The organism is Phytobacter cepae (genome assembly GCF_054165735.1).
On the sequence record NZ_CM135107.1, the window covers coordinates 2,116,201 to 2,138,023 of the forward strand.

General features: G+C 54.2%; 22 protein-coding genes. 12 read left to right on the plus strand and 10 right to left on the minus strand.

Translation table 11 applies throughout. The features are described from left to right. Nucleotides 1-213: 213 nt before the first annotated feature. Nucleotides 214-1,947, minus strand: coding sequence for an arginine--tRNA ligase (argS, locus tag ACUY4Q_RS09870; RefSeq protein WP_458046841.1), 1,734 nt, complete (start codon nucleotides 1,945-1,947; stop codon nucleotides 214-216). A gap of 199 nt (nucleotides 1,948-2,146) precedes the next feature. Between argS and ACUY4Q_RS09875 the strand changes: the two genes are divergently transcribed. Together ACUY4Q_RS09875 and cutC are read left to right on the plus strand one after the other, a co-directional pair. Then, complete coding sequence (locus tag ACUY4Q_RS09875) at nucleotides 2,147-2,713, plus strand: VOC family protein (RefSeq protein WP_458046842.1); 567 nt, start codon at nucleotides 2,147-2,149, stop codon at nucleotides 2,711-2,713. Between the two features lie 9 nt (nucleotides 2,714-2,722). Then, a complete protein-coding gene (gene cutC / locus ACUY4Q_RS09880) occupies nucleotides 2,723-3,466 on the plus strand; it encodes a copper homeostasis protein CutC (protein ID WP_458046843.1) in 744 nt (247 codons plus the stop codon). A 209-nt stretch (nucleotides 3,467-3,675) separates the two neighbouring features. On the opposite strand, the gene cmoB is transcribed toward cutC, so the two are convergent. From cmoB to ACUY4Q_RS09905, 5 genes are read right to left on the minus strand one after another with little or no spacing between them, the layout of a single operon-like run. After that, nucleotides 3,676-4,647, minus strand: a complete 972-nt coding sequence (gene cmoB / locus ACUY4Q_RS09885) for a tRNA 5-methoxyuridine(34)/uridine 5-oxyacetic acid(34) synthase CmoB (protein ID WP_458046844.1) — start codon at nucleotides 4,645-4,647, stop codon at nucleotides 3,676-3,678. Further along, entirely contained in the window at nucleotides 4,644-5,387 is a 744-nt protein-coding gene (gene cmoA / locus ACUY4Q_RS09890; RefSeq protein WP_458046845.1) for a carboxy-S-adenosyl-L-methionine synthase CmoA, read from the minus strand. The genes cmoB and cmoA overlap by 4 nt, the downstream gene beginning before the upstream one ends. Before the next feature lie 39 nt (nucleotides 5,388-5,426). After that, nucleotides 5,427-5,822 (minus strand): MAPEG family protein, encoded by a 396-nt coding sequence (locus tag ACUY4Q_RS09895; protein ID WP_458046846.1) that lies wholly within the window; start codon nucleotides 5,820-5,822, stop codon nucleotides 5,427-5,429. A 48-nt stretch (nucleotides 5,823-5,870) separates the two neighbouring features. Next, nucleotides 5,871-6,689 (minus strand): DUF72 domain-containing protein, encoded by an 819-nt coding sequence (locus ACUY4Q_RS09900; RefSeq protein WP_458046847.1) that lies wholly within the window; start codon nucleotides 6,687-6,689, stop codon nucleotides 5,871-5,873. Continuing rightward, nucleotides 6,686-7,252: a hydrolase gene (locus ACUY4Q_RS09905; RefSeq protein ID WP_458046848.1), complete on the minus strand. Its 567-nt coding sequence runs from the start codon at nucleotides 7,250-7,252 to the stop codon at nucleotides 6,686-6,688. The genes ACUY4Q_RS09900 and ACUY4Q_RS09905 overlap by 4 nt, the downstream gene beginning before the upstream one ends. Before the next feature lie 267 nt (nucleotides 7,253-7,519). On the opposite strand from ACUY4Q_RS09905, the gene aspS reads away from it, so the two are divergent. From aspS to ruvB, 7 genes are all read left to right on the plus strand, one after another. Continuing rightward, complete coding sequence (gene aspS, locus ACUY4Q_RS09910) at nucleotides 7,520-9,289, plus strand: aspartate--tRNA ligase (RefSeq protein ID WP_458046849.1); 1,770 nt, start codon at nucleotides 7,520-7,522, stop codon at nucleotides 9,287-9,289. A gap of 117 nt (nucleotides 9,290-9,406) precedes the next feature. Further along, nucleotides 9,407-9,859, plus strand: a complete 453-nt coding sequence (gene nudB, locus ACUY4Q_RS09915) for a dihydroneopterin triphosphate diphosphatase (RefSeq protein ID WP_458047309.1) — start codon at nucleotides 9,407-9,409, stop codon at nucleotides 9,857-9,859. Nucleotides 9,860-9,998: 139 nt separating this feature from the next. Then, entirely contained in the window at nucleotides 9,999-10,742 is a 744-nt protein-coding gene (locus ACUY4Q_RS09920; RefSeq protein ID WP_458046850.1) for a YebC/PmpR family DNA-binding transcriptional regulator, read from the plus strand. 31 nt (nucleotides 10,743-10,773) lie between these two features. After that, nucleotides 10,774-11,295 (plus strand): crossover junction endodeoxyribonuclease RuvC, encoded by a 522-nt coding sequence (ruvC, locus tag ACUY4Q_RS09925; protein WP_458046851.1) that lies wholly within the window; start codon nucleotides 10,774-10,776, stop codon nucleotides 11,293-11,295. Between the two features lie 31 nt (nucleotides 11,296-11,326). After that, the gene (locus ACUY4Q_RS09930; protein WP_458046852.1) at nucleotides 11,327-11,968 is read left to right on the plus strand and encodes a hypothetical protein; all 642 of its coding nucleotides are present in this window, start codon (nucleotides 11,327-11,329) and stop codon (nucleotides 11,966-11,968) included. A gap of 151 nt (nucleotides 11,969-12,119) precedes the next feature. After that, a complete protein-coding gene (gene ruvA / locus ACUY4Q_RS09935) occupies nucleotides 12,120-12,731 on the plus strand; it encodes a Holliday junction branch migration protein RuvA (RefSeq protein ID WP_458046853.1) in 612 nt (203 codons plus the stop codon). Between the two features lie 8 nt (nucleotides 12,732-12,739). Then, entirely contained in the window at nucleotides 12,740-13,750 is a 1,011-nt protein-coding gene (gene ruvB, locus ACUY4Q_RS09940) for a Holliday junction branch migration DNA helicase RuvB (RefSeq protein ID WP_458046854.1), read from the plus strand. Between the two features lie 318 nt (nucleotides 13,751-14,068). Here ruvB and znuB read toward each other — a convergent pair whose 3' ends face one another. Both znuB and znuC read right to left on the minus strand, forming a co-directional pair. Beyond that, nucleotides 14,069-14,854 (minus strand): zinc ABC transporter permease subunit ZnuB, encoded by a 786-nt coding sequence (gene znuB / locus ACUY4Q_RS09945; RefSeq protein WP_458046855.1) that lies wholly within the window; start codon nucleotides 14,852-14,854, stop codon nucleotides 14,069-14,071. After that, on the minus strand, nucleotides 14,851-15,606 hold the full coding sequence (gene znuC / locus ACUY4Q_RS09950; RefSeq protein ID WP_458046856.1) for a zinc ABC transporter ATP-binding protein ZnuC: 756 nt from the start codon (nucleotides 15,604-15,606) through the stop codon (nucleotides 14,851-14,853). The genes znuB and znuC overlap by 4 nt, the downstream gene beginning before the upstream one ends. Nucleotides 15,607-15,684: 78 nt before the next feature. Between znuC and znuA the strand changes: the two genes are divergently transcribed. The 3 genes from znuA (at nucleotide 15,685) to lpxM (ending at nucleotide 19,068) form a co-directional block, all read left to right on the plus strand. Continuing rightward, a complete protein-coding gene (gene znuA / locus ACUY4Q_RS09955) occupies nucleotides 15,685-16,629 on the plus strand; it encodes a zinc ABC transporter substrate-binding protein ZnuA (protein WP_458046857.1) in 945 nt (314 codons plus the stop codon). 15 nt (nucleotides 16,630-16,644) lie between these two features. After that, complete coding sequence (mepM, locus tag ACUY4Q_RS09960; protein ID WP_458046858.1) at nucleotides 16,645-17,976, plus strand: murein DD-endopeptidase MepM; 1,332 nt, start codon at nucleotides 16,645-16,647, stop codon at nucleotides 17,974-17,976. Between the two features lie 120 nt (nucleotides 17,977-18,096). Continuing rightward, nucleotides 18,097-19,068 carry a lauroyl-Kdo(2)-lipid IV(A) myristoyltransferase gene (gene lpxM / locus ACUY4Q_RS09965; protein ID WP_458046859.1) on the plus strand — a complete coding sequence of 324 codons (972 nt, stop codon included), beginning with the start codon at nucleotides 18,097-18,099 and terminating at the stop codon, nucleotides 19,066-19,068. A 51-nt stretch (nucleotides 19,069-19,119) separates the two neighbouring features. Here the strand turns inward: lpxM and pyk are convergent, their stop codons facing one another. Continuing rightward, the gene (gene pyk, locus ACUY4Q_RS09970; RefSeq protein WP_458046860.1) at nucleotides 19,120-20,562 is read right to left on the minus strand and encodes a pyruvate kinase; all 1,443 of its coding nucleotides are present in this window, start codon (nucleotides 20,560-20,562) and stop codon (nucleotides 19,120-19,122) included. A 125-nt stretch (nucleotides 20,563-20,687) separates the two neighbouring features. Further along, on the minus strand, nucleotides 20,688-21,557 hold the full coding sequence (locus ACUY4Q_RS09975) for a MurR/RpiR family transcriptional regulator (RefSeq protein WP_458046861.1): 870 nt from the start codon (nucleotides 21,555-21,557) through the stop codon (nucleotides 20,688-20,690). Nucleotides 21,558-21,823 lie beyond the last annotated feature (266 nt).

The following is a 21,823-nucleotide window of genomic DNA, read 5'->3' on the forward strand; positions in this document are numbered from 1 at the left end:
AGTTTTGGCCTCCCTAAAACTGGTAGGATCACTAAAGTTTGGGCGTAAAGAGTGAAATTCGGGCCAGGCAGGGCGCTAAATGATACGCGTGAAGCAACATTTTCAAACCGCTAATGTGCTAGCCGGGAGGTAGGATAAGGCAAGGCGCCAGGGGATAAAAAAAGCCGAAGCGTTGTCCGCTCCGGCCTCATGATGAAGTGCAGTAAGAAGGCGTTACATACGCTCGACGGTTTCAATACCGAGCGTATCCAGGCCCAGCTTCAGCGTTTTGGCAGTCAGCAGCGCCAGCTTCAGGCGACTGTTACGCACCGCTTCGCTCTCTGCGCTGAGAATCGGACAGTGCTCATAGAAGCCGGAGAACAAGCCGGCCAGATCGTACAGATAAGCACACATCACATGCGGCGTCCCTTCGCGGGCGACCACGGTCAGCGTCTCTTCAAATTGCAGCAGGCGGGCTGCCAGTTGCGCTTCACGATCTTCCGCAATCATAACCGGCGCGTTCAGCAGAGCGCTCTCTTCGATACCTGCTTTACGGAACACCGACAGCACGCGCGTGTAGGCGTACTGCATATAAGGTGCGGTGTTGCCTTCGAACGCCAGCATGTTGTCCCAGTCGAAGACGTAATCCGTGGTTCGGTTTTTGGACAGATCGGCATATTTCACGGCCCCAATGCCCACGGCATTCGCCAGTTTTTCCAGCTCATCGGCAGGCATGTCCGGGTTCTTCTCTGCCACCAGACGACGGGCACGTTCCAGCGCTTCATCCAACAGGTCAGACAGTTTGACGGTGCCGCCTGCGCGGGTTTTGAACGGTTTGCCGTCTTTGCCGAGCATCATGCCGAACATGTGATGTTCGAGCGAGAGAGAATCGGGGATGTAACCAGCTTTGCGTACAATGGTCCATGCTTGCATCAGATGCTGGTGCTGACGGGAGTCGATGTAATAGAGCACACGGTCCGCATGCAGCGTCTCGTAGCGGTATTTGGCACAGGCGATGTCAGTTGTGGTGTAGAGGTAGCCGCCATCCTTTTTCTGGATGATAACGCCCATCGGTTCACCTTCTTTGTTCTGGTACTCGTCAAGGAAGACAACCGTTGCACCTTCACTCTCCACGGCCAGGCCTTTGGCTTTCAAATCGGCCACGATGCCCGGCAGCATCGGATTGTAAAGACTTTCGCCCATCACGTCGTCACGGGTCAGGGTGACGTTCAGACGCTCGTAGGCAATCTGGTTCTGGCCCATGGTGATGTCAACCAGCTTGCGCCACATCTGACGGCAGTATTCGTCGCCGCCCTGGAGTTTCACCACGTAGCTACGGGCGCGTTCGGCGAACTCAGCGTCTTCATCGTAATGCTTTTTGGCTTTACGGTAGAAACCTTCGAGGTCCGCCAGCGCCATCTCACCGGCGTTCTCCTGCTGCTGCTTTTCTAAATATGCAATCAGCATCCCGAACTGCGTACCCCAGTCGCCCACGTGGTTGGCGCGGATGACTTTATGGCCGAGGAACTCCTGGGTACGTACGGACGCGTCGCCAATAATGGTGGAGCGCAGGTGACCCACGTGCATCTCTTTCGCCACGTTTGGCGCGGAATAGTCGATAACAATGGTCTGCGGCTGGGGTTTTGCCACGCCCAGACGGTCAGATTTCAGCGCTTCGCTGACGTGTTCTGCGAGAAACGCCGGGGCGAGGAAGATATTGATAAAGCCAGGACCGGCAATTTCTACTTTGCTGGCAATCCCGTTGAGGTCGAGATGGGTCAGAACCTGCTCAGCCAGTTGTCGGGGGGCCATACCCAGTTTTTTAGCAATCGCCATCACGCCGTTAGCCTGATAGTCGCCAAACTGGACTTTTGCTGACTGACGAACCTGCGGTTCACAATCTGCCGCCGCACCTGCGGCAATGAGCGCCTGACTGACTTTTTCTGAGAGAAGAGTCTGAATATTCACCGGGATACCTTACATTGTCGACGCAACGTGCAAAACGCGGGCTGCGTCCGGGTGTTGATAATCAAAGGCGGGAGTATACTGCAATTGCCCCATGGCGTCAGCAGGGGAACCGCAGTGGTTTTTGTTTCGCTTGCTGGGTTGGTAAGCCGGAAATAACAGGGTAGATTAGCCGCCTTATCAACTGCATGGATAACGAGAAATGACCCGCTGGCAGACCCTTGAAGAACTGCGCGATATTAGCGCGGATCTCCCGCGTTTTATTGATGATTTTACCCAACTGAGCGCTCGCCTTGGGCTGGACATTACCTCTCTCGACGCGGACCATATCTCACTGCGGTGTCATCAGAATGCCACGGCCGAACGCTGGCGTCGCGGCTTTGAGCAGTGCGGCGAGCTGCTGTCGGAGACGGTGATCAACGGTCGTCCTATTTGTCTGTTCAAGTTGCATGACCCGGTATGTGTCGGCCACTGGCGCTTTCAGGTTGTAGAACTGCCCTGGCCTGGTGAAAAGCGTTATCCGCATGAAGGCTGGGAGCACATTGAGATTGTGTTGCCGGGCGAGCCAGAAACGCTCAATGCCCGTGCGCTGGCGCTGCTGTCCGACGAGGGACTGAGCCAGGCAGGCATTTTTGTTAAAACCAGCTCGCCAAAAGGAGAGCGTGAGCGGCTACCCAATCCGACGCTTGCGGTCACCGACGGTAAAGTGACGGTGAAATTTCACCCCTGGTCCATTGAAGCCATCGTAGCCAGCGAACAGGAGTTTTAAGGAGCAAAAATGACGTTACTGGAGATTTGTTGTTACAGCGCGGCCTGCGCCTTAGCGGCACAGCGTCATGGGGCCGACCGTATCGAATTGTGCGCTGCGCCGAAAGAGGGCGGGCTGACGCCGTCACTCGGGGTGCTGAAACGGGTTCGCCAGACGGTGACGATTCCGGTGCACCCCATCGTGCGCCCACGCGGTGGCGATTTTTGTTACGACGCCGAAGAGTTTGCCGCCATGCTGGAAGATATTCAGGTCATTCGCGAACTGGGCTTTCCAGGACTGGTCACAGGAGTGCTGGACGAAGAGGGTAACGTCGATGTGCCGCGGATGCAGCAAATCATGCATGCCGCGCACGGAATGAAAGTCACATTTCATCGCGCTTTCGATATGTGTGCTAACCCGCATCAAGCCGCTGATATTCTGGGCCATTTGGGTGTGGCGCGGATTCTGACATCGGGTCAGCAGTCTTCCGCCGAAAAAGGTATTTCATTAATTACGGAACTAAATGCCCGCTCAGGTGTTCCAATCATTATGGCGGGTGCAGGCGTTCGAGCGAGCAATCTGGATAGCTTTCTCAGTGCCGGTATCCCGGAAGTGCATAGTTCAGCGGGGCAGCTTATTGCGTCCCCCATGCGATATCGCAATACCGGCTTATCGATGTCGGCAGACACCACAGCGGATGAATACTCCCGCTACCGTGTGGATGGCGATGCCGTCGCGATGATGAAAGCGCACATTGTTCATCACGCACAGTAACCGATTTTACCGCAGCATCATGTCGCCCAATATGATGCTTATTTGTACCAGGCCCCTGCAATTTCAACAGGGGTCTTTTTTTGTCCTTCTCCGGCATATTTCGTCCCGCAGCGGCGTTCGCCATATTCCACTGCACATTTCAGGTTTACGAGGAGCGGACGGCGGGGATTGTAGGCCGGGTAAGGCGAAGCCGCCACCCGGCATAATGATTACGGCTTTCTGGCAATCAGCACGGCGCGAACGGGGGCAGGGTAGCCTTCAATGGTTTTGCTGCTGTCATTCGGGTCAAGGAATTCGGCCAGCGATTCGGTAATCATCCAGTCGGTGCGGCGCTGCTCTTCCACCGTGGTGGTGTTGACATCCACAACGCGCACATCAACGAATCCACATTTCTCCAGCCAGTTCTTCAACGCGGCGGCGGATGGAATGAAATAGACGTTGCGCATTTGCGCGTAGCGATCGCCCGGCACCAGAACGGTATTCTCGTCACCCTCAACCACCAGCGTCTCCAGCACCAGCTCGCCATCCTGCACCAGTTGATCCTTGAGCTGCCAGAGGTGCTCCAGCGGAGAACGACGGTGGTACAGCACGCCCATGGAGAAGACGGTATCGAACGCATTGAGAGCCGGAAGTTGTTCTATGCCCAGCGGTAACAAGTGTGCACGGCGATCGTCACCCAGCAGCTTACGCACGGCTTCAAACTGATGCAGGAAAAGCTGCGTCGGATCGATACCGACAGCAAATTTTGCCCCGGCCCCGATCATTCGCCACATGTGATAGCCGCTACCGCAACCCACATCCAGAATCGTGCGACCGCGCAAATCAGACAGGTGCGGCAGAACGCGATCCCATTTCCAGTCGGAACGCCATTCGGTATTGATGTCCAGACCGTAGAGCGAGAAGGGGCCTTTACGCCACGGCATCAGGTTACGTAGATGGGTCTCAATGCGCGTCAATTCACCTGCACTTAATGGCTCTTCGCTTGTCGCGATGACGCCGTTAAGCAGATCGAGCTGGTGCGGTTTCAGCTCCGGCAAATAGTTAATGGCGCTGGTCCACTGCTTAATTTGACCGTGCACCGCTTCACGCTGCCAGGTGGCTATTTGCGCGGGCAACGTTTCCAGCCAGTGCGATAAGGGGCTGACTGCAATCTGTTGGTAAAAACGCTCAAAGGTAATCATGCGCCATTCCCTGCTTTGACGGCGACCAGTGAACCGAAGTTAAAGCACTGGAACCAGACTTCGCTGTGCTCAAAACCGGCGCTACGCAGGCGTGATTTGTGGGTAGTGACGGAATCCGTCAGCATCACATTTTCCAGCATGCTGCGCTTCTGGCTGATTTCCAGCTCGCTGTAGCCATTGGCACGCTTAAAGTCGTGATGCATGTTAAATAACAGTTCGCCGACGGTTTCATCTTCAAAGCTGAATTTCTCCGACAGCACCAGCGCGCCGCCAGGGTTCAGCCCCTGATAAATTTTGTCGAGCAGCGCCTGGCGCTCCGGCGGCTCAAGGAATTGCAAAGTAAAGTTCAGCACCACCAGCGAGGCATTTTCGATGGTCACATCGCGAATATCACCCTCAACAACCTGAACGGGGGTTGGCGCTTTATACGCATCAATATGGCGGCGGCAGCGTTCAACCATCGCGGGGGAATTATCGACCGCGATGATGCGGCAGCCGTCGTGATGAATGTTACGGCGCACCGACAGCGTGGCGGCGCCCAGTGAACAGCCGAGATCATAAATCTGCGTCTCAGGCTGCACGAAGCGCTCGGCGAGCATGCCGATCATCGAAATAATATTGGAGTAACCCGGAACGGAACGCTGGATCATATCGGGGAAGACTTCGGCCACCCGTTCGTCAAAGGTCCAGTCGCCCAGGCTGGCGATAGGCGCGGAAAAAAGCGTGTCGCGGTTAGACATAATGTAAATACCCGGGAAAACAAAGTGGCGTATTGTGCGCTAACGCAGGGAGAAAACCAACTCCCACGGCATATACCACAGATTAGCCAGCGCCATCAGCAACAGTGAACACCAGGTGGCACTCATCCCCGAGCGCCGCCAGCGAAAAAGGCGATGATGAAAACCGTAATAGTGCATCAGTCGCCCGGCAATCAGCAGAATGCCGCACACATGAACCATCCAGGTCTCTGCCCCGTTCATTTCCATAAACAGCAACAGGATCAACGCTATGGGAATATATTCCACCGCGTTACCGTGAATGCGTATTGCACTTTGCAGCTCACTGAAACCGCCGTCACCATAGCTCACGCGGTATTGCATACGCAGGCGAACGACATCAAACGAAAACTTAATGAGCAGTAACGCACCCAGCACGGCATACAGCGCGCTAACCATACAAACTCCCTTTAGTACCTGATGGCTTTACAATGATAGGTAATCCATTCAGAAAAGAGAAGATTGCGAAGGGATGGACGGAGGAGTGCCAATAGAGGGCGCGACCTGCTGCAAGTCGTGCCATAAGGTATCCACAAGCTCTGGCGCCTGGGCAATATCGGGCGTGTGCAGAAAGAGATAAGGCGTGGTGGTCTGTTCCCACACGGGCAGTTTTTCCAGCCAGACCGCAAACAACTCGCGGTTTTGTAGCATGTTATCGCTGCCGATAAAGCGCACCATGGGATTTTGTGCAGTGACCAGCGCGTGAACCGGGACTTTCGGTTTTTTCCGTTGCGCCTCTCTCACCGCTTCACTGTGTGGAATGGCGCTGTGTACCGGGCGACTGTCGAGGATCACCCGGTTAACGTTGCGCTGAAGCAGTCCCCGGTTAAGATCGCGTTCATCATCGCCCTTGGCAAAAAATGACGGATGACGGACTTCAACGCCGTACGTGAAGGCGGTCGGTAAGCCGTCGAGAAAGGTCCACAATGCCGGCAGATCCCGTGGGCCAAACGTGGCGGGCAGTTGCAACCAGTATTGCCCAATACGCGCATCCAGCGGCGCCATGCGGGTGAAAAATTCCAGCGTCAGATCGCCGCACTGACGCAGTGACGCGTTATGAGAGATGGTGGCCGGAAATTTAAAGCAAAAGCGGAAATTGTCATCGGTTTGCTCCCGCCAGCGCAGCACAATTTCTGCTTTCGGCAGGGCATAGAGCGTGGTGTTGCCCTCCACACAGTTGAAGTGGCGAGCGTACTCTTCCAGACCGGTGATACCCAGGCGCACCCATTTCGGGTGCGACCACTGGGGAAGTCCCAGATAAATCATAATGCGTCGAGGATCTCTTTCGTGCTGCGAACGCGACCAATGCGCGGGAAAATATGAGTCATACTGCCGTGATGCTGTTCGCTGGTGGCCGCAGCGCACGCATCTTCCACCACCACCAGATTAAAGCCCAGCTCCCAGGCGTTTCGTGCGGTAGATTCTACGCCAATATTCGTTGAAATTCCGCACAGGACGATGGTGTCAATCCCGCGACGGCGTAACTGAAGTTCCAGATCGGTGCCATAAAATGCCCCCCACTGGCGTTTGGTCACTTCAATATCGCCCTCCTGTTTGCCTAATGCGGTCGGGTAGGCCCACCAGTTATCCGGTAAGCCATGGCCTGGGGCAGCCGCATCGACCGGCTGTTTCAGCGCTTCAGCAAAATCCGCTGACCAGCCCACACGCACCAGAATCACCGGCGAGCCGTTTGCCCGAAACGTCTTTGCCAGCTCTGCGGAGCGGTTGACCACCTCTGCGGCAGAGTAGGGGCCGCCGGCAAAAGGCAGAATGCCTTCCTGTAAATCAATGACGACCAGCGCGGATTTTGCAGGGTGAAGTTCCAGCATGATTACTCCTGAAATATGAATGACATCACATTTACCTTACGCGGTATATGCGCCCGTACGGTTTACAAATTTTGTTAATTTTTGTGAGAATAGTCATTAAGCGTGCAGCAAACGCGCGTACAGGCGGTATCGGGCTTATCGTCAGCCATTATTTCCAGTATAATAGCCGCCTTTTTTCATCCAGTTGTGACATTCAGCTAAAGCTGCGATAACGTCGTCTGCAGGGCAGGCAACAAACAGCCTGCGGCTTAAGTTAAGGGACATCTCATGCGTACAGAATATTGCGGGCAACTGCGTAAGACCCACGTCGGGCAGCAGGTGACTTTGTGTGGTTGGGTCAACCGTCGTCGTGATCTCGGCAGCCTTATTTTTATTGATATGCGTGACCGCGAAGGCATCGTTCAGGTGTTCTTCGATCCGGATGCTGAGGCATTCAAACTGGCCTCTGAACTGCGTAACGAATTCTGCATCGTGGTGACCGGCACCGTGCGTGCGCGTGACGAGAAAAACGTCAACAGCGACATGGCGACCGGCGAAATCGAAGTCTTCGCTACCGAACTGACCATTATCAACCGCTCAGAGCCGCTGCCGCTGGACTCCAACCAGGTCAACACCGAAGAAGCGCGTTTAAAATATCGCTACCTGGATCTGCGTCGCCCGGAAATGGCGCAGCGCCTGAAAACCCGTGCGAAAATTACCAGCTTCGTGCGTCGCTTCATGGACGATCACGGTTTCCTCGATATCGAAACCCCGATGCTGACCAAAGCGACGCCGGAAGGCGCCCGTGACTACCTGGTGCCAAGCCGCGTACACAAAGGCAAGTTCTATGCGCTGCCGCAGTCCCCACAGCTGTTCAAACAGCTGCTGATGATGTCCGGCTTCGATCGTTACTACCAGATTGTTAAATGTTTCCGTGATGAAGACCTGCGTGCTGACCGCCAGCCGGAATTCACCCAGATCGACGTCGAAACCTCCTTCATGACCGCACCACAGGTGCGCGAAGTGATGGAAGACCTGATCCGAAAACTGTGGCTGGATATCAAAAACGTCGATCTGGGCCAGTTCCCGATCATGACCTTTGCCGAAGCGGAACGCCGTTACGGTTCTGATAAACCGGACCTGCGTAACCCGATGGAGCTGGTGGACGTTGCTGACCTGCTGAAATCCGTTGAATTCGCAGTGTTTGCAGGCCCGGCTAACGATCCGAAAGGTCGCGTTGCTGCCCTGCGCGTGCCGGGTGGCGCGGCGCTGACGCGCAAATTGATTGATGACTACGGTAACTTCGTTAAGATTTACGGCGCGAAGGGGCTGGCCTATATCAAAGTGAACGAGCGTGCAAAAGGGCTCGAAGGCATCAACAGCCCGGTGGCAAAATTCCTCAACGCAGAGATTGTGGAAGCGATTCTTGAGCGCACCGGTGCGCAAGATGGCGACATGATTTTCTTCGGCGCAGACAATAAGAAAGTGGTTGCAGATGCGCTGGGTGCCCTGCGTCTGAAGCTGGGTAAAGATCTCAGCCTCACCGACGAAAACAAATGGGCGCCGCTGTGGGTTATCGACTTCCCGATGTTTGAAGATGATGGTGAAGGCGGCCTGACGGCGATGCACCACCCGTTCACTTCGCCAAAAGACATGACGGCATCCGAACTGAAAGCCGCACCGGAAGATGCGGTGGCTAACGCCTACGATATGGTCATCAACGGCTACGAAGTCGGTGGCGGCTCGGTTCGTATTTACAGCGGCGAAATGCAGCAGACCGTATTTGGTATTCTGGGCATCAACGAACAGGAGCAGCGCGAGAAGTTTGGCTTCCTGCTGGACGCCCTGAAATACGGTACCCCGCCGCATGCCGGCCTCGCCTTTGGCCTGGATCGTCTGACCATGCTGCTGACCGGTACTGATAACATTCGTGATGTGATTGCCTTCCCGAAAACCACCGCCGCTGCTTGTCTGATGACAGAAGCACCGAGCTTCGCTAACCCGGCATCGTTAACTGAGCTGGGTATCGAAGTGGTGAAAAAGGAAGAGAAGAACTGATATGACTTATATACACGAAATCATTCGCTCCGCATCGCGGCGGCAACTGAGTGAATTCCCATGAGCATAGATAACTATGTGAACGGGACGAACGAGGGCAGCCAACAACGAGGCAGTGTGAAGGATAAAGTGTATAAGCGTCCCGTTTCGGTGTTGATTGTTATCTATGCGCAAGACACGAAACGGGTGCTGATGCTTCAGCGGCGCGATGATCCGGATTTCTGGCAGTCGGTGACCGGCAGCCTGGAAGACAATGAACTCGCGCAGCATGCTGCCGCGCGTGAAGTAAAGGAAGAGGTCACGATTGATATCGCTCGCGAGAATCTGACCTTAGTGGACTGCCAGCGCACGGTAGAGTACGAAATTTTTAGTCATTTACGTCATCGTTACGCCCCGGGTATTGAGCGCAATACAGAATCCTGGTTCTGCCTTGCACTTCCCCATGAGCGCGCCATTGTGTTCACCGAACACCAGGCTTACCGCTGGGTTGATGCGCCACAAGCGGCGGCATTAACCAAATCATGGAGTAACCGGCAGGCAATTGAAGAATTTGTAATTAATGTTAATTAATTTCCGAGCATTTTAGTTTCCAGGCAGGCGGCAAGGTCGCGAATCGCCAGGCGCTTACTTTGGTAAGTGACGGGCGTGAGTGGGCGTAGCCAACACATCTGGACGCTGAAAGGCGCAGGATAATTTTGAGGAAATATTTATGGCAGGTCATAGTAAATGGGCCAACACCAAGCATCGCAAAGCGGCACAGGATGCCAAACGCGGTAAAATCTTCACTAAAATCATTCGTGAACTGGTGACGGCTGCCCGTCTTGGCGGCGGTGATGCTGGTTCAAACCCGCGTCTGCGCGCGGCAATCGATAAAGCGCTGTCGAACAACATGACGCGTGACACCCTCAACCGTGCCATCGCACGTGGCGTGGGCGGTGACGACGATGCGAACATGGAAACCATCATTTATGAAGGTTACGGTCCTGGCGGCACCGCAGTGATGGTGGAATGCCTGTCTGATAACCGTAACCGTACCGTTGCTGAAGTGCGTCATGCCTTTACCAAAACCGGTGGCAATTTGGGTACCGATGGTTCCGTTTCTTACCTGTTCAGCAAAAAAGGCGTTATCTCCTTTGAGAAAGGTGATGAAGACGTGATCATGGAAGCTGCGCTGGAAGCCGGTGCGGAAGACGTGATGACCTTTGATGATGGCGCAATCGACGTTTACACCGCCTGGGAAGAAATGGGTGCGGTACGTGATGCCCTGGAAGCTGCTGGCCTGAAAGCCGACGCCGCTGAAGTATCCATGATCCCATCAACCAAAGCAGACATGGATGCAGAAACTGCACCGAAACTGCTGCGTCTGATCGATATGCTGGAAGACTGTGACGACGTGCAGGAAGTTTACCATAACGGTGAAATCTCTGATGAGGTTGCAGCGACTCTCGAATGAGGCTGCCTGAACCGTTAAGAGGAGACGCGTGATGTCTATTATTCTCGGTATCGATCCGGGCTCACGCGTCACCGGTTACGGTGTCATCCGCCAGGTAGGCAGGCAACTGACCTACCTGGGCTCCGGGTGTATCCGTACCAAAGTCGACGATTTGCCATCGCGTCTGAAGCTCATCTACGCGGGTGTGACGGAAATCATTACCCAATTCCAGCCTGATTATTTCGCTATTGAACAAGTCTTCATGGCAAAAAATGCTGATTCTGCGCTCAAGCTCGGTCAGGCGCGGGGTGTGGCTATTGTGGCTGCGGTGAATCAGGATCTCCCGGTGTTCGAATACGCTGCGCGTCAGGTGAAACAGACGGTGGTAGGGAACGGCGGTGCGGAGAAAACCCAGGTGCAGCATATGGTGCGTACTTTATTGAAACTGCCGGCTAACCCGCAGGCGGATGCCGCCGATGCGCTGGCGATAGCGATCACCCATTGTCACGTCAGTCAAAATGCGATGCAGATGAGCGACACCCGTCTCAACCTGGCACGAGGCCGGTTGCGCTAAAACGTCATCACGAGGACCAGTGATACTGTCGATGAAAAAAGTGCTTTTTGTACTCTTTCTGTTACTCAACGCGTATGTGGTCATCACTGAGTCCGCGTGGTATCGCGACAGTGTCATCGCTTCAGGGACGGTTTCCAGACTCCATATCACGAGCAGTGCCGAGCGACGTATGCTCGATCGGTGTGACCATTTCCGTGGCCGCACCGATTGCTCTACTCTCTATGACTATGATGTGACCTGGCGTGCAAAGGGCAGGGACTGGACCTGGCACGTCGATAAAGCCCGCATCGCACCCGACACCCAGATTTGCATGAACGTCGTGGCAGGTGAACCTGCGCTGGCAAAACCCTGCGGCGACTGGTTTTTTATTCAAAGCCGTATCCCCGCGCTCATCATGATGTGGGCCATTCTCGCCTTCATTGCCTTGACGGTGTTGATTCACCGCTTTGCTGTTTCAAGGCGAGCGAAAAGGCGAAAATTTATCTATCGCGTCTGCACGCCCCGGCGTGAACTATTGCTTGAGACGGAGAACGCTGAGGAAGCCGAACGGTTCATTGGCAGCCGGTATCGTGTGTGCGCCACCTTCCGGACTCAGGAAACGCGACGCCAGGGACGCAGAAAAATAAGAGTGGAATGCATTAGCTGGCATGTCCGCCCTAAAAAAGGGCCCTGACAGGCAACACCGCCAGAAGGAAGCCCAGTGTCAGGCAGGTGACGGACGCACGCAAAAAGGCAATGAAATTACACGTTTTTCATCTGGATATCTATCCAGCCTTTTCTTATGATACAGCATACTTTCTTCCGCCCTAACGCAGGAGCGTCACGTGATAGGCAGACTCAGAGGCATTATTCTCGAAAAACAGCCCCCCCTGGTTTTACTGGAAGTCGGAGGCGTGGGCTATGAAGTGCATATGCCAATGACCTGTTTCTATGAACTGCCTGAATCAGGTAAAGAAGCGGTGGTGTTTACCCATTTTGTGGTGCGTGAAGATGCCCATTTGCTGTTTGGTTTTAATAACAAACAGGAACGCACGCTGTTTCGCGAGTTAATCAAAACCAATGGCGTTGGCCCAAAACTGGCGCTCGCCATTCTCTCTGGTATGAACGCTCAGCAGTTCGTCAATGCCGTCGAGCGTGAAGAACCGGCAGCGTTAATTAAACTGCCAGGTATCGGCAAGAAAACCGCAGAGCGTCTGATTGTCGAAATGAAAGATCGCTTTAAAGGGCTGCATGGCGATCTCTTTACCCCGGCGGCTGACCTGGTGCTCACCTCACCATCAGGACCGGCGACAGATGATGCGGAACAGGAAGCCGTTGCAGCGCTGGTGTCGCTGGGCTATAAACCTCAGGAAGCCAGCCGGATGGTGAGTAAAATCGCTAAACCAGATGCCAGCAGTGAAACGCTTATCCGCGAAGCATTACGCGCCGCGTTGTGAGGTAAAGGATGATAGAAGCAGACCGTCTGATTTCCGCCGGAAGCGTCAATGCTGAAGAGGTGGCAGACCGTGCAATTCGCCCGAAGATGCTGGAAGAGTACATTGGCCAGCCGCAGGTGCGCTCGCAGATGGAAATTTTCATTCAGGCGGCGAAACAGCGTGGCGACGCGCTGGATCACTTACTGATCTTCGGGCCACCGGGTTTAGGCAAAACCACCCTTGCCAACATCGTCGCCAATGAGATGGGCGTTAACCTGCGTACGACCTCCGGGCCCGTGCTGGAAAAAGCGGGCGATCTGGCCGCGATGCTGACTAACCTGGAACCGCACGATGTGCTGTTCATCGATGAGATCCACCGCCTCTCCCCGGTTGTTGAAGAAGTCCTTTACCCGGCGATGGAAGATTATCAACTGGACATCATGATCGGTGAAGGCCCGGCGGCCCGTTCGATTAAAATCGATCTGCCGCCTTTTACGCTCATTGGCGCAACCACGCGCGCCGGGTCGCTGACCTCTCCGTTGCGCGACCGTTTTGGCATTGTGCAGCGTCTTGAGTTTTATCAGGTTGCGGATTTGCAGCATATTGTCGGGCGCAGTGCACGCTTCATGGGGCTGGAGATGAGCAATGAGGGGGCGCTGGAAGTGGCGCGACGGGCGCGAGGTACGCCGCGTATTGCTAACCGTCTGCTGCGCCGGGTGCGTGACTTTGCCGAAGTGAAGCACGACGGCGCCATCTCACTTGATGTTGCCGCGCAGGCGCTGGATATGCTGAATGTGGATGCCGAAGGCTTTGACTATATGGACCGCAAATTACTGCTTGCGGTCATCGACAAGTTCTTTGGCGGTCCGGTCGGGCTGGATAACCTCGCCGCAGCAATTGGTGAAGAGCGTGAAACCATTGAGGACGTGCTGGAACCCTACCTGATTCAACAAGGTTTCCTGCAGCGTACACCGCGTGGCCGTATGGCCACGGTTCGCGCCTGGAATCACTTCGGCATTACCCCACCCGCAATGCCCTGAGACTCATGTCTGGGACCTTAATAGTCGTTTTCGATATCCTGCATGGCCGAACGGGAAACCAGTGTTGCCAGCAGGATTATCATCAAAAGCACGCCCGTTCCGATCAGTAGCATAATGCACCTCCCGTCAGGTTAATCTGTCCGGACTGTGACAATCAGTCCTGACTTAACTGTAGATGCGCTTCTCAGGCCTCTCTGTACGAAGAATCTATTAGTGAGCAAAAGATCACATGGCTGAAATATTTCTGTGGCAGGGGGGGATATCGGGAGATTTTGCGCTAGTTGCAGGGCACATCCGGTGCCCTGCGAAAACGAAGGATTAATTGGCGGGCTTTTTGACCATGGTGAGGACAAATAACAGGGCTGCACAAAGCACCACGGACGGACCGGCTGGGGTGTCATAAAACGCTGAGAAGGTTAACCCCCCGGTGACGGCTATCATGCCAATGCCGACTGCGACAGCGGCCATCTGCTCCGGCGTTTTAGCAAAGCGGCGAGCGGTGGCAGCAGGAATGATCAGTAAGGAGGTGATAATGAGCGCACCGACAAACTTCATCGCCACGCCAATTGTCAGCGCTGTCACCAGCATCAATAACAGCTTAACCCGCTGAATTTTAACCCCGTCTACGAACGCCAGTTCAGGGCTGATGGTCATTGAAAGCAGGTTGCGCCACTGCCATAGCAGGATAGCAATCACCACGGCGACACCGAGCGCGATGGCAATCAAATCCTGGGGCGTAACCGCAAGCAGATCGCCAAACAGATAGGCCATTAAATCGACGCGAATATTCGACATCAGGCTGACCACCACCATCCCGAGCGAGAGTGCGCTGTGGGCCATGATACCCAACAGAGTATCGACGGCCAGATGGGGGCGTTTTTCCAGCCACACCAGACCGCCAGCCAGCAAAAGCGTGACCACGATGACCGCATAAAATGGGTTAACGTCCAGCAATAAACCAAAAGCCACACCCAGCAGGGAGGCATGAGCGAGGGTATCGCCAAAGTAAGACATGCGACGCCAGACCACAAACGAACCCAACGGACCTGCCGCACAGGCCAGTAAAATCCCGGCAAACCAGCCGGGGAGTAATAATTCAATCATCCGCGTCCATTTCCCTGACGTAAAATAATGCGCCCTTGTAAATCATGGCGATGGTTATGCTGGTGGCGATAAATACCCAGTTGTTCCGCGCCGCGTGGGCCAAACATCGAAATGAATTCCGGGTGCATGGAGACGACTTCGGGGGCACCCGAGCAGCAGATATGGTGGTTAAGGCACAGTACTTCGTCAGTTTTTGCCATCACCAGATGCAGATCGTGTGAGACCATTAACACAGCACAATTAAGCTCACGACGAAGCTTATCGATGAGGTCGTAAAGGGCGACCTGGCCGTTAACATCCACGCCCTGGGTCGGCTCATCCAAAACCAGCAATTCGGGTTTATTGAGTAAGGCCCGCGCCAGAAGGACACGCTGGGTCTCGCCACCGGATAATTTTTGCATCGGCGCATCAACAAGATGGGCCGCATGAACGCGCTTGAGTGCAGGCAGAATATCGTCTTTACGGGTACCCGGGCGCAAACGCATAAACCGACCGACCGTCAGGGGAAGGGTAGCATCAAGATGCAGTTTTTGCGGTACATAGCCGATTTGCAGCCGATGACCGCGCTTGATCGTGCCAGAATCTGGTGCTACCAGCCCCAGCACGACACGAACGAGCGTCGACTTACCCGCCCCGTTTGGACCGAGGAGGGTAAGAATTTTACCGGGTTCCAGATTCAGCGAAATGTCAGACAGAACGCGTCTTTGACCAAAACTGACAGAGACGTTTTCCAGGGTTACCAAATTAGTCATAGCGTTTAAGGGGTTGCACATGTGATAGAATGTTATAATATCACACTCCACCCATTCATTACGAGAATTAGTCGCATAATGTTACATAAAAATACGCTTCTTTGCGCAACGCTCTCAACGGCCCTTTTTGGCGCGCTAACCGGTACGGCAAACGCCGCTGTTGTGGCCTCTCTCAAGCCGTTGGGCTTCATCGCTTCTGCCATTGCTGATGGGGTGACAACCACCGAAGTTTTACTGCCAGATGGGGCATCTGAGCATGATTATGCGTTACGTCCCTCTGATGTAAAACGCTTAAAGAACGCGGACTTAGTCTTTTGGGTTGGCCCTGAGATGGAAGCCTTCATGGACAAGTCTGCGCAACAGATTCCCGCCGCCAAGCAGGTAGTCATGTCGGGGCTGCCGGAAGTGAAGCCGCTTCTCATGAAAGGCAGTGACGATGACGAACATGAGCATGCCGGACATGACCACGGCGATGAAAATAGTGACGAGCATCATCATCATGGTGATTACAACATGCATCTGTGGCTTTCGCCGGAGATTGCGCGGATGTCGGCGGTTGCAATCCACGATAAATTAGTGGAACTTATGCCGCAAAGCCGAGCCCGGCTGGATGCCAACCTGAAATCGTTTGAGGCAAACTTAGCCCAGACCGACAAGCAGGTGGGTAACGAGCTGGCACCGCTGAAGGGTAAGGGTTATTTCGTTTTTCACGATGCCTATGGATACTTTGAAAAACACTACGGACTGACTCCCTTGGGTCACTTTACCGTCAACCCCGAAATTCAACCCGGTGCGCAGCGTTTACATCAAATCAGAACACAGTTGGTTGAGCAAAAAGCAACCTGCGTTTTTGCTGAGCCACAGTTCAGGCCAGCCGTCGTTGAAGCGGTTGCCAGAGGCACGTCTGTCCGAATGGGGACGTTAGATCCGCTGGGAACCCCTGTCCAGCTGGGTAAAGAGAGCTATTCAAAGTTCCTGACCTTGCTGTCGAGCCAGTATGCGAGCTGCCTGAAAGGAGATTAACGAGGAAGTGGATACGTGCAACAGATAGCCCGCTCTGTCGCCCTGGCATTTAACAATCTGCCCCGACCCCACCGCGTCATGCTGGGGTCACTTACAGTTCTCACGCTTACGGTCGCCGTCTGGCGTCCGTATGTTTACCACCCGGAACAGTCCGAACCTACACCTATCGTCAAAGCTATTACCCTCGAAAAGAGCGAAATTCGCTCGTTGCTGCCAGAAGCCAGTGAACCTATCGACCAGACAATGCCGGATGAAGTCGAAGATATTCCTCAGGATGAACTGGATGATAAGACAGCGAATGAGGCCGGTGTGCATGAATATGTGGTTTCAACCGGTGATACCCTCAGCAGCATTCTGAATCAGTATGGCATTGAGATGGGTGACATCAGCCAGCTGGCTGCGGCTGACAAAGACTTGCGCAACATGAAAATCGGTCAACAGCTCTCCTGGACGCTGACCGCTGATGGCGACCTTCAGCGTCTGACCTGGGAGATGTCCCGCCGCGAAACCCGTACGTATGACCGCGTTGATGGCGGCTTCAAGATGAGCAGCGCGATGCAGGAAGGAGACTGGGTTAACTCGGTCATGAAAGGGACCGTCGGTGGGAGCTTTGTCAGTAGCGCGCGGGATGCCGGCTTAACCAGCGGTGAAATAAGTTCTGTTATCAAAGCCATGCAGTGGCAGATGGACTTCCGTAAGCTGAAAAAAGGTGATGAGTTTTCCGTTCTGATGTCCCGTGAAATGCTTCAGGGCAAGCAGGAGCAGAGCCAACTGGTCGGCGTTCGTCTGCGTTCCGATGGCAAAGACTATTTCGCCATTCGTGCCGAGGATGGCAAATTCTACGATCGTAATGGTACTGGCCTGGCGAAGGGCTTCCTGCGCTTCCCGACTTCCAGGCAGTTCCGCGTCTCTTCCAACTTTAACCCGCGTCGTCTGAACCCGGTTACCGGGCGCGTAGCGCCACATAAAGGCGTGGATTTTGCCATGCCGCAGGGTACGCCGGTGCTCTCCGTGGGCGATGGCGAAGTTGTGGTTGCGAAACGCAGTGGCGCGGCGGGCTATTATGTCGCCGTACGTCATGGACGCACCTACACCACACGTTATATGCATCTGCGTAAACTGCTGGTGAAAGAGGGGCAGAAGGTGAAGCGTGGCGATCGCATCGCGCTTTCTGGCAACACCGGTCGCTCAACGGGTCCGCATCTGCATTATGAAGTGTGGATCAACCAACAGGCCGTGAACCCGCTCACCGCGAAATTGCCAAGAACCGAAGGGTTGACGGGATCGGATCGCCGCGATTATCTGGCGCAAGTGAAAGAAGTTATCCCTCAGCTCCGCTTTGATTAATCGTTGCACCTCTGAAAGCCGGTGCCCATGTGCGCCGGCTTTTTCTTTTGTAGGAAACGGTGCGCCTCGCTACACTGTCTTTACTTTTCATTTTGATACCTGTCTGCCTGCGGAATATGCATGGAAACGAAGAAAAATAATTCTGAATACATTCCCGAGTTTGAGAAGGGGTTTCGCCATCCGCGTTACTGGGGCGCATGGCTTGGCGTTCTGGCGTTTGCCGGTGTGGCCATGGTGCCTCCCTCGCTGCGTGATCCGCTTTTAGGGAAACTTGGACGCCTTGCGGGTAAGCTTGGCAAAAGTGCGCGCCGTCGGGCACAAATTAACCTGCTGTACTGTTTTCCTGAGCAGAGCGATGCACAGCGCGAAGCGTTGATCGACGAGATGTTTGCTACCGCGCCTCAGGCGATGGTGTTGATGGCGGAGCTGGCCATTCGCGGGCCGGAAAAAGTCCTGCCGCGTGTGGAGTGGCAGGGGCAGGGCATTATTGATGAACTGCGAGCGAACAACGAGAACGTTATTTTCCTGGTGCCGCACGGCTGGGGCGTCGATATTCCGGCGATGCTGATGGCGTCGCAGGGGCGCAATATCGCGGCGATGTTTCATAACCAGGGCAACCCGGTATTTGACTATGTCTGGAATACCGTGCGACGCCGTTTTGGTGGCCGTCTGCATGCCAGAAGTAACGGTATTAAACCGTTTATTCAGTCTGTTCGTCAGGGCTACTGGGGATACTACTTACCCGATCAGGATCATGGCCCTGAACACAGTGAGTTCGTTGATTTCTTTGCCACTTACAAAGCCACCCTCCCGGCGATTGGCCGCCTGATGAAAGTGTGTCGTGCGCGTATTGTGCCGCTGTTCCCCGTCTATGACGCGCAGTCACACCGCCTGACTATCCAAATTCGCCCGCCGATGGATGACCTGAATACCGCGGATGACGTCACTATTGCTCGTCGTATGAACGAGGAGGTGGAGTTACTGGTCAGGCCAAACCCGGAACAGTACACCTGGATTTTGAAGTTGCTAAAAACGCGTAAACCTGGTGATAAAGAGCCCTATAAACGTAAAGAGCTCTTCCCGAAGAAATAACAAACATAAAAAAGCCCCGCAGCGTGCGGGGCTTGTCTTATCAACTCTCGCTTACTCTACAGTCAGAATACGCGTGGTATTGGTCGTGCCCACGGTACTCATCACGTCACCCTGCGTCACGATCACCAGATCGCCGGAGAGCAGGTAGCCTTTGTCACGCAGCAGGTTAACCGCATCATTCGCGGCCGCCACTCCGTCATTAACGCTGTCGAAATAGACCGGCGTAACGCCACGATAAAGCGCGGTCAGGTTCAGCGTACGTTCATGGCGGGAGAGCGCAAAAATCGGCAGCCCGGAACTGATACGTGAGGTCATCAGAGCAGTACGCCCGGACTCCGTCATGGAGATGATTGCCGTTACCCCTTTCAGGTGGTTAGCCGCATACATCGCCGACATCGCAATGGCTTCTTCAACGTTATCGAACTGGATATCCAGACGGTGTTTAGAGACATTGATGCTTGGGATCTTCTCAGCACCCAGGCAAACACGCGCCATCGCGGCCACGGTTTCTGCCGGGTACTGACCCGCTGCCGTTTCTGCAGAGAGCATGACCGCATCGGTTCCATCAAGCACGGCGTTGGCCACATCCATCACTTCCGCACGGGTCGGCATCGGATTGGTGATCATCGATTCCATCATCTGCGTCGCCGTGATGACGGAGCGATTGAGCTGGCGAGCGCGACGAATCAACGCTTTCTGAATACCAACCAGTTCCGGGTCACCAATTTCTACACCGAGATCGCCACGGGCCACCATGACGACATCAGAGGCGAGAATGACATCGTCCATGGCGTCCTGGCTGCAAACGGCTTCTGCACGTTCAACCTTTGCGACAATTTTGGCGTCACAGCCGGCATCGCGCGCAAGACGACGAGCGTAATTTAAATCTTCGCCACAGCGCGGGAAGGAAACGGCAAGGTAATCCACACCGATTAACGCCGCGGTCAGTATGTCCGCTTTGTCTTTTTCGGTCAGCGCTTCAGCAGAGAGGCCGCCGCCGAGTTTGTTAATACCTTTGTTGTTGGACAGAGGGCCGCCAACGGTCACTTCGGTAAAGACTTTCATGCCCTGGACTTCGAGCACTTTCAACTGAACGCGGCCATCGTCAAGCAGCAGAATGTCGCCAGGTACCACGTCAGCAGGCAGGCCTTTGTAATCGATGCCGACTTTCTCTTTATCGCCTTCGCCTTTGCCGAGATTGGCATCAAGCAGGAATTTATCGCCGATGTTAAGGAAGACTTTGCCTTCCTTAAAGGTCGACACACGGATTTTTGGCCCTTGCAGGTCGCCAAGGATAGCCACATGACGTCCCAGTTTTGCCGCAATCTCGCGCACTTTATCTGCACGCAATTTATGATCTTCCGCGGTGCCGTGTGAGAAGTTCATCCGCACCACGTTGGCGCCCGCAGCGATAACCTTTTCAAGGTTATTATCACGATCGGTAGCCGGGCCTAAGGTGGTAACGATTTTGGTTCTGCGAAGCCTTCTGGACATGTAATACTCCGTTGTCTAAAACAACCAGGTGTTGCGTGAACAAGAATTCGGATAAGGACTGCGCTCTTGCAGCAAACAGTAAATCTACCCGAATGGCGTAAGATGTTACAGCTTTGTTATTACTATTAGTGTTTGTCGCTCCGGATAAGGAGCTCCTTATCAAAGCGCGATTCTTTTAGCGCTTCTTTGACACGCTTCAAGTTATCCCTGAATTTTGCCCCCCGTCGCAGCGTGAAGCCCGTGGCGAGCACATCGATAACAGTAAGCTGCGCCAGCCGCGACACCATCGGCATATAAATGTCGGTGTCTTCCGGTACATCCAGAGTGATGGCAAGCGTTGCCTCACGCGCCAGTGGCGTATCGGCTGAGGTCAGGGCTATTACCATGGCATCGTTTTCACGGGCCAGTTGAGCCAGTTCGACGAGACTTTTGGTACGCCCGGTATGAGAGATCAGCACCACGACATCGTCATCGCTACAATTCATACAGCTCATGCGTTGCAGCACAATGTCGTCGGAATAGACTACCGGTACGTTGAAGCGAAAAAATTTGTTCATCGCATCATGGGCGACCGCAGCGGATGAGCCCAGGCCAAAAAAGGCGATTTTTTTGGCCTGAGTCAGTAAATCAACGGCACGGTTAACCGATGTCATATCAAGAGACTGGCGCACATGGTCGAGGCTCGCCATCGCGGATTCAAAAATTTTACCCGTGTAGGCTTCGACGCTATCATCCTCATCAACATTACGGTTGACATAGGGCGTGCCATTGGCGAGGCTTTGCGCCAGATGCAGTTTGAAGTCGGGGAATCCCCGCGTATCGAGGCTGCGACAGAAGCGGTTTACAGTCGGTTCGCTGACGCCTGCTTCTTGTGCGAGTGCGGCGATACTGGAGTGTATGGCTTTATCCGGCGTGGCGAGGATCACTTCCGCCACTTTACGTTCGGATTTGCTAAGGTGTTCCAGTTGAGACTGGATTTTTTCCAGCATATTCATTATTAGCAGCATGCTCTTGGGTAAACGGTTCCACAAAAGTGTAAAACCGTGAAGCGGTTTAGCAAGAATATACCTCCCTGTGAAGCGGAAAGGTAAGTCGCAACCTGAATCGATGTTGTTTTTTTTCATAACATGATCGCAGTCGGATTTTATGCCTAAAGCATCTGGCAAATATCCAGCGTTTTCAGGGCGAAAGTCCACATTTTGTGCCTGCGCCACAAGAACGCACGGCATGATAAGTGTTAGCGGTTTCGGGAATTACGTAA